Annotated in this window: 4 protein-coding genes; 3 read left to right on the top strand and 1 reads right to left on the bottom strand. The window is 70.0% G+C overall.

Going from position 1 to position 8,313, the window contains the following annotated elements; translation table 11 throughout:
- Together QM634_RS09170 and QM634_RS09175 are read left to right on the top strand one after the other, a co-directional pair.
- Positions 1-957, top strand: a 957-nt coding sequence (locus tag QM634_RS09170; protein WP_415042474.1) for an N-acetylmuramoyl-L-alanine amidase family protein, incomplete at its 5' end; no start/stop codon positions are given.
- Positions 958-974: 17 nt separating this feature from the next.
- Positions 975-1,907, top strand: a complete 933-nt coding sequence (locus QM634_RS09175; protein ID WP_415042475.1) for an SDR family oxidoreductase — start codon at positions 975-977, stop codon at positions 1,905-1,907.
- 9 nt (positions 1,908-1,916) lie between these two features.
- On the opposite strand, the gene QM634_RS09180 is transcribed toward QM634_RS09175, so the two are convergent.
- The gene (locus QM634_RS09180) at positions 1,917-7,469 is read right to left on the bottom strand and encodes a carboxyl transferase domain-containing protein (RefSeq protein WP_415042476.1); all 5,553 of its coding nucleotides are present in this window, start codon (positions 7,467-7,469) and stop codon (positions 1,917-1,919) included.
- A 199-nt stretch (positions 7,470-7,668) separates the two neighbouring features.
- Here QM634_RS09180 and QM634_RS09185 point away from each other — a divergent pair, with 199 nt between their 5' ends.
- The gene (locus QM634_RS09185; RefSeq protein WP_415042477.1) at positions 7,669-8,232 is read left to right on the top strand and encodes a nucleosidase; all 564 of its coding nucleotides are present in this window, start codon (positions 7,669-7,671) and stop codon (positions 8,230-8,232) included.
- The last annotated feature ends 81 nt before the right edge of the window (positions 8,233-8,313 follow it).

Here is an 8,313-nt window from a genome sequence, read left to right on the forward strand (position 1 = left end):
CCCGCCGCGCCGGCACCGGGTGCGCCGGCCGCACCCCAGCAACCGGCCGCGCGTCGCCTCACCGGCAAGACGGTGTTCCTCGACCCCGGCCACCAGGCGTCGGCCGCCGGGCACGACCTGAACAAGCCGGTGCCCGACGGTCGCGGCGGGATGAAGCCGTGCCAGACCACCGGTGCGACCGGTGTCAACGGCGTCGGCGAGCACACCGTCAACTGGCAGGTCGCCCAGCTGGTCAAGGGGGCGCTGGAGAGCCAGGGTGCCCGCGTGGTGCTGAGTCGCCCGGACGACATCGGTTGGGGCGGCTGCATCAACGAGCGGACCGCGGCGGCGAACCGCTCGCGCGCCAACCTGGCCGTCAGCATCCACGCCGACTCGTCGGGACAGGGTGCCAACGCCGGCAAGAGCGGCTTCCACGTGATCGTGCCCAAGCTGCCGCTGCCGGACAAGCAGGCCGATTCGGTCCAGCGCGGCGCCGGCCGCAAGGCGTCGGCCACCATGCGCGATGCCTTCAAGAAGGCCGGCTTCCACCCGTCCAACTACCTCGCGACCGCCGACGGCCTCCAGGAGCGCTCGGACATCGCCGGACCGAACACCTCGCACGTCCCGCTCGCCTTCGTCGAGATGGGCAATCTGTCGAATCCGGCCGAGGCCCAGGCGCTGTCGGCGCACGACGGCCAGCTGAAGTACGCGGCCGCCATCACCGACGGTGCGATGAACTTCCTGACCGGCTCGTCGGCCGGTACCGGTCTGTTCGCGGGCGGTCCGGAGAACGGCCCAGCTCCCGAGGGCGCCGGACTGGGCGGACTGCTGCCGGCGATCCAGGACATGATGCGCTCGGGCAACCTGGCCGGCATCACCGGATTCATGACCGGACCGGCCTCCGACGCCGGTTCGGAGGTGCTCAAGGCCATGCTGGCCGTCGTCTACGGGCTGTTTGGGGGCAAGCTCCCCATCTGAGCCCCTAGTCTGGAGCCATGAGTTTCAAGGAACTGTTCTACATGGCCCCGCCGGTGCGCACGCTCCGGGACAAGAAGGTGCTCATCACCGGTGCCGCGAGCGGCATCGGCCGTGCGACCGCGCTCGCCTCCGCGGCGGAGGGCGCGCAGCTCGTCGTCACCGACCTGCACAACGAACCGCTCGACGAGCTGGTCGCCGACGTGCAGGCCGCCGGTGGCACGGTGCTCTACCACCAGGCCGGCGACGTGTCCGACTACGACTGGGTGTGCAAGTTCGCCAAGAACGTCGATGCCGAGGTCGGTGTCATGGACGTGGTGATGAACATCGCCGGGATCTCCGCCTGGGGCACGGTGGAGAACCTCGAACACAAGCACTGGAAGTCCATGGTGGACGTGAACCTGATGGGTCCCATCCACATCATCGAGTGCTTCGTCCCGCAGATGGTCGCGCGCGGCAAGGGCGGCCAGTTGGTCAACGTGTCCTCGGCCGCAGGACTGCTCGCGCTGCCGTGGCACGCCGCCTACAGCGCCAGCAAGTTCGGCATCCGCGGTGTGTCCGAGGTGCTGCGGTTCGACCTGCGCCAGCACCACATCGGGGTCAGTCTGGTCTGTCCGGGCGCCGTCGACACCCCGCTGGTCAACACCGTCGAGATCGCCGGGATCGACCGGGACAACGAAGAGGTCGCCAAGGCCATCGGCGGCTTCCACAAGATGGCCGCCTCACCGGAGAAGGCCGCCGCGGCCATCATCAAGGGCATCAAGAAGAACCACTACATCGTCTACACGTCGTTCGACATCCGGTTCGGCTACTGGTGGTCGCGCAAGTTCGCCTACCCGTACGAGGTGGTCATGCGTGCGGCCAACGACCAGTTCAGCCGCCTGGCGCGCAAGGCGCCGCCGCCGAAGAAGGCCGTGGCCGCCCCCAAGGCCGACAAGGCCAAGGGGCGCTGACCGCGCCGGCTACTTCTTGCCGGTCTTGGCGGCGGTCTTCTTGGCCGCCGCCTTCTTCGGCGTCTTCTTGGCGGCCGCCTTCGTCGCGCCGGCCTTCTTCGTGCCGGTCTTGCGCACCGCCTCGATGATCTGCGGTCGCAGCTCGGCGGCCTTGATCACCGCATCGGCCGAGCCCACCTCGACGGCGCGGTTGATGTCGTGCACCGCGTCGAACTCGGTGGCGATCTCGTTGATCTTCTCGGCGCGCACCGAGGCCCGCAGTTCGTCGAGCTCGGCGGCCAGCGAGGCACGGTCGGCGCCCGTCGCCGCGGTGATGCGCTCCTCGAGCTCCTCGACGCGGGGGTCGGCGGTGGTCCGTGCGCGCACGTCACCGGCGAAGACGACCGCCGCGGCCGGGGCGCCACCGAGGACCGAGGCGAACGAGCCCTCGAGGGCCAGCACGGTCATGTTCGGGTTGAGCGCCTTGGAGAAGACCACGAACGCACCGCCGTGGTAGCGCGAGATCACGCAGAACACGATCGGACCGTCGAAGTTGACGATGGCCCGGCCGATCTCGGCGCCGTACTCGAGCTGCAGCTTGCGCAGCGACTCCGGTGAGCCGTCGAAGCCGGACAGGTTCGCCAGTACGACGACCGGCCGGTTGCCGCTGGCCGCGTTGATCGCGCGCGCGGCCTTCTTCGACGACTGCGGGAACAGGGTGCCCGCGGTGAAGGTGTCCGGCCCGTCGCTGGGCACGAACCCGCGGCGGGGGACCGGCTTGGACTCGATGCCGATCAGGCACACCGGGGCACCGCCGACGTGGGCTTCCTGCACGACGGTGTTCTCCGCCTCGGCCATGCCGGCCCAGCGCTCCAGGATCGGCTGATCCTGGTCGGACACGGCGCGCATGACCGCGCGGATGTCGAAGGGCTTCTTGCGGTCGGGGTTCTTCTCGGCCGAGAAGATCTCGCCGACGGTCGCGAAGTCGCTGCCCTCCGCGGTGTGCGGGTAGTCGGAGATGTCGCGGTCGTCCGGGTCGGTCGTCGCCGCGGCGCGCGGCGTCTTCTCGCCGGGGGCGATGTAGCTGTGCTCGTAGTAGCGCATCAGGATGTCGCGCGCGGACGGGATGTCCGGCGCCCAGAACTGTGCCTCGCCGTTCGGTCCCATCACGCGGTCGTAGCCGCCGATGCCGTGGTTGTCCTCGGCGGACACGCCACCGGAGAAGTCCAGCGCCTGCTTGCCGGTCAGCACCATCGCCGACTCGGGGGTCATGATCAAGATGCCCTTGGTGTGCATCAGCATGGTGGCCTCGGCGTTCCAGTACGCCTGGCCGCCGACGTTGATGCCGGTCACGACGATGTTGATCTCGTGGCCGTCCTGGGTGAACTCGACGATCCGCTTGAGCGCGGCCGCCACCCAGTCCAGGTTCTCGGTGCCCGAGTTCATCTCGACGGCCGCACCCGAGGACAGGGCGTACCACTCGAGCGGCAGCCCCTCCTTCTCGGCGAGGTCCATGGCGGCGATGAGCCGACGGCACTCGGGCTCCTTGAGGGAGCCGAGGGCCTTGGTCGGATCGCCGAGCGCGACCACGCGCTTGACGCCCTCGGGGTGCTTCTCGGTCTTCGTGGTGACCGTGCCGACGACGAGCGCCGCACTGTTGCCGCCCTTGGGGCGGTCGACCGGCACCAGGTTGTTCTTGCCGTCGAGGTCGTACTCGGTGAAGTCGCCGAGCAGGTCCACCAGCTCGTACGGGTAGGCGTTGCCGCGGCTCGTCGCACGCAGCACCTTCTGGCGGTAGGCGTCGAGCGGCTCGACCGGGTCGTCGACCGGGTCGCCGACGGTGATCTGGGTTTCGCCGGCGGCGTCGGTGGTGATGTGCGCGGCGATCTTGCGCAGCTCACCGGTCTCTTTGTCGCGCTGGCGGCCGATGAGGAGGATCTCCTCGAGCCCGGCGCCCTCGGTGGAGACCGAGTTGGCCAGCGTGTGCTCGACGACGTAGCGGAACTGGTTCTGCGACACGTCGATGGGCGGCCAGATGTACATGATGATCTGGTTGGTGTTGAACCGCTTGTTGCGGGGGCGCTGGGCCTGCGCACGGCGGATCGAGTCGACGCACGTCGCGAAGTTCGACTCCGCGGTCGGCAGCGTGATCAGCCGGCCGTCCTCCTCGCTGACGTCGGTGAGGTCGCGGATCTGGGTGAAGGCGACCAGGCGGTCGTCGGCCGGGTTCGCCTTGGCCACGCACCGGTACAGGTACACCTCTTCGTCCGACGAGGGGAGTCGGGTGAGGTCGAACTTGCGCCAGCGCTCCATCTGCATCCGCTGGGCGATGTAGGGGTGCAGGCCGCGGATCAGGCGATCCTCGGTCATCCCCGTCGCCGACGGGCGGAAGGTGAAGTGGTGGTGCATCGCCTCGGCGGGGCCGGCGACGGTGACCGTGACGCGGTGCACCTGGTGGGGCAGCAGTCGCGCGCTGACGACCTCGTGCAGCTGGGCCGCCATCTCGTCGATGTCGGTGGGCTGGTCGTCCCAGCTCACGTAGATGTCGGCGTCGACCGACGACGTGCCGTCGACGAGCTCGGCGAGGCCGCAGATGGCCTGGTCGAGACCGGCGAAGCTGGTCGCCGCGGACACCAGGGTCGACCCGTGGCGCTGGGCGGTGACGTACGTGCAGCCGGCCGCTCGACGCGCCTGCACGCCGGTGAGGTCCTTGTTGCCGTAGTAGCGGCGGGTGAGGACCTCGAGCATGACGTCGGGGTCGGCGTTCTCCTCGGCCAGCCGCTCGCCGAGCAGGCTGACCAGCGGCTCGGTGCTGCCGACCATTTTCGCGACCCGCTCACCGCGGTCGGGGGCGTCGGGGTTCTGGTCGAGGTAGTGCAGCTCGTCGCGGATCTCGCTGTAGAGGCGCTCGCGGTTGCGCAGCAGGCGCGGCGCGCCGAACCAGGCGTGCAGCACCCCGCGGGCCAGGTCGGCGATCGCCGGGATGCGGACCTGGGTCGCCGACACCAGTCGCTCGAGGGCCGAGCCGACGGGATCGCGCAGGTCGGGGCCGGGGATGGGTTCGCGCAGCCACAGGCGCAGCAGCGCGGTGATCACCGCGGCGGTGTCCTCCTGGCGCTGCAGCGCCAGGAAGGCGCGGAACACGGCACCCTCGAGGTCGGGGGTGCGGTCGAGCTCGGTGATGCCGTAGTGGCCGAGCGCGTAGGAGAGCCGCGTCTGGAAGCTCTCCGGCAGGCCCGCGACCTCGACGTCCAGGCTCTGCAGGTACGTGTGGAAGTGCTCGCGGGCGCTGTGCACGCGCTCGTAGAAGGCCTCTTCGTGCTCGTTCTTCGGGCGCACGCGGGCCAATTCGGCCAGGTCGGCGAAGACGTCGATGAGCTCGACCTCCTGCGCCAGCGGCGGTCCGGCGGTCTCGGCGACCACGCGCCGGGACTCCAGATAATCGTCCAGCAGCTGGCGGTCCTCGTCGGGGTTCACGTCGAAACCGAGCAGCAGGCTGCGCAGCTCCTCGCGGTCGCGGTCGGCGCGCTCGGCGGGCTCGACGTCACCGGGGGCCTCCGGCAGGTCGAGCACGACGACCTCGTCGGCGGCCTCCTCGGCCTCGCCCTCGTCTTCCAGCGGCTCGAGCCGCAGCAGCGGGGCACCGGCCTCCACCTGGATGCCGGCGGTCACCTCGCACTCCTTGAGGCGCGCACGGAACGGTGCCCGTAGGACCGTCTCCATCTTCATGCTCTCCAACACGAGGATCGGCTCGCCCGCCTCGACCTCCTGGCCGACCTCCAGCGGGGTGGCGATGACCAGTGCAGGCGCAGGAGCGCGCACGATGCCGCCCTCGTCGCGGCTGACGCGGTGCGTGACGCCTTCGACGTCGACGAGGGAGATCGGGCCGTGGGTGTCGGTCAGCAGGCGGTAGCGGGTGCCGTTGACGGTGATCTGCGCGGCGTGGTCGTCGAAGCGCTCGAGTTCGACGTCGGCGGTGCGGACGTTGCCGCCGGCCTCGATGACGATGCGGAAGCGGCGGCCGCCGATGCGCGCCACCTTCACCCGGTAGCTGGCGCCGCGGAGCTTGAAGTCCAGCGGGCGGCCGCTCTCGTGGTGGACCTGCGGCCGACCGCCGGTCGCGGTCGCGAGCAGGCGGTTGAGCTCGGCGATCTCGGATTCCTCGTAGGCGTCGATCGCCGCGGCGGCCAACGCGATCGAGGAGTGCTGGTGCGAGACCAGGCGGCCCTCGGACCGCACGCGGTCGATCCACCCGGTGTCGGCGCTGCCGTCGATGACCTCCGGCTGGTTCAGCAGGTCCAGGACGAAGCTCTTGTTGGTCGCTCCGCCCTCGATGATCACGCCGGTCTGGGCCATCGCGCGGCGCAGGCGGCCCAGCGCCTGGTCGCGGTCGCTGCCGTAGGCGATGATCTTGGCGATCATCGAGTCGAAGTCGGCGGGGATTGTGTCGCCCTCGCTGACGCCGGTGTCGACACGGATGCCCGGGCCGGTCGGCAGGTCGAGGCGCGCGATGCGGCCGGGCGACGGCGCGAAGTCGCGATCGGGGTCCTCGGCGTTGAGGCGGGCCTCGACGGCGTGGCCGCGCTCGGCGGGCTTGTGGCCGGTGAGCTTGCCGCCGGAGGCGACGTGCAGCTGGGCGCGGACCAGGTCGAAGTCGTTGGTGACCTCGGTGATCGGGTGCTCGACCTGCAGTCGGGTGTTGACCTCCAGGAAGGCGAACATCTTGTCGCCCGGGTGGTAGAGGAACTCGACGGTCGCCGCGCCGCGGTAGCCGACGCGGACCGCGAGGCGCTCGGCGGAGGTCTTGACCTCCTCGACCTCCTTCTTGGACAGCACGGGGGAGGCGGACTCCTCGATGATCTTCTGGTTGCGCCGCTGCACCGAACAGTCGCGCACGCCCAGTGCCCACGCGGTCTCGCCGTCGGAGATCACCTGGACCTCGACGTGGCGCGCACCGGTGACCAGGCGCTCGAGGAAGACGACGCCGCTGCCGAAGGCGCGCTCGGCCTCGTCGCGGGTGCGCTGGTAGGCGTCGACCAGATCGGCTTCGTCGTCGACGCGACGGATGCCGCGCCCACCGCCGCCGGCGGTCGCCTTCAGCATCAACGGGTAGCCGATGTTCTTGGCGGCCTTCTTGGCCTCGGCCTCGGTCTCCACCTCGCCCCGACTCCACGGGGCGACCGGGACGCCGACTTCTTCGGCGATCAGCTTGGCGCCGATCTTGTCGCCGAGCTGGCGCATGGCCTCGGGCGAGGGGCCGATGAACGTGATGCCGATGCGCTCGCACAGCTCGGCGAACGCCGGGTCCTCGGCGACGAAGCCCCAGCCGACCCAGGCCGCGTCGGCGCCGGATTCGCGCAGCGCCTGCTCGAGGATCTCGAGGTTGATGTACGGCCGGTTGGCCGCCGGGCCGAGATCGATGGCCAAATCCGCTTCGCGGACGAATGTCGCCGTGCGGTCAACATCGGTGTAGAGGGCGACGGTCTGAACGTCCTGCCCGGTCTCGGCGTTGAGATCCCGAACGGCGTTGATCAGCCGCATGGCGGCCTCACCCCGGTTGACTATGGCGATCCGGCGAAACATTCGGTCCTCTGCGTCGGGCCGCGTGTGCGGCGTGGGCAAAAGCTCGTTGTGCCCACCTGGCTGGCGGTTTTGGGCACACAAAGCAGTCCGGGCGGAACCCGAACGATTGCTTCATCGTAGGAGCAATCGGGGTGCGGAATACAACCTACTCTCGCGTAACCTGCGCAACGTGACGAAGTCAACTGTCTACTCGCCGGTAATGGTGGTTTCGGCGACGCGTGCGGAGGCGGCGCACGTTCCCGACGGGACCAGACTCCTGATCACCGGCCTCGGCAAGGTCACTGCGGCGATGGCGTTGGCCACGACACTCACGCGGGCGCGGCACGGCGTGATCGCGCCGATCACCGAGGTCGTCAACATCGGCACCGCCGGAGCGCTGCACGACCACCACAGCGGGTTGTTCGTCCCCTCGCGCGTCATCGAGCACGATCTGGACGCTGACACGCTCGCCGCACTCGGCTATCCGACGACGTCCTCGTGGGAGATCGCCGGCGGCGACGGCACTGTCCTGGCGACCGGGGACAGCTTCATCAACGACGCGGTGCGGCGGGCCGAACTGGCCCGCAGCGCCGACCTCGTGGACATGGAGGCTGCGGCATTGGCGCGGGTCGCGGAATCCTTTGAGGTGCCCCTGCGCCTGGTGAAGGTCGTCAGCGACAGCGCCGACGAGACGGCGGTGCAGTGGCCCGAACGGGTGGATGCGGCCGCCCGCCGACTCGGGGCGTGGTTGGCCGATTCCGGCCGGGCGGACGGGTCCGGCTAGAAGCCGTCTTCGTCGAGCGGCGGCGGCGCGGCGCGGCGACGACCCGGATCGGCCTGCTGTGGTGGCGCCTTGCGGGCGGGC

The sequence above is a fragment of the Gordonia sp. (in: high G+C Gram-positive bacteria) genome (assembly GCF_047606305.1).
Classification (GTDB): domain Bacteria; phylum Actinomycetota; class Actinomycetes; order Mycobacteriales; family Mycobacteriaceae; genus Gordonia.

Coding starts and splice junctions, on each gene's coding strand:
- QM634_RS09175 (WP_415042475.1), top strand. CDS start 975: ATGAGTTTCAAGGAACTGTTCTACATGGCCCCGCCGGTGCGCACGCTC.
- QM634_RS09180 (WP_415042476.1), bottom strand. CDS start 7,469: ATGTTTCGCCGGATCGCCATAGTCAACCGGGGTGAGGCCGCCATGCGG.
- QM634_RS09185 (WP_415042477.1), top strand. CDS start 7,669: ATGGTGGTTTCGGCGACGCGTGCGGAGGCGGCGCACGTTCCCGACGGG.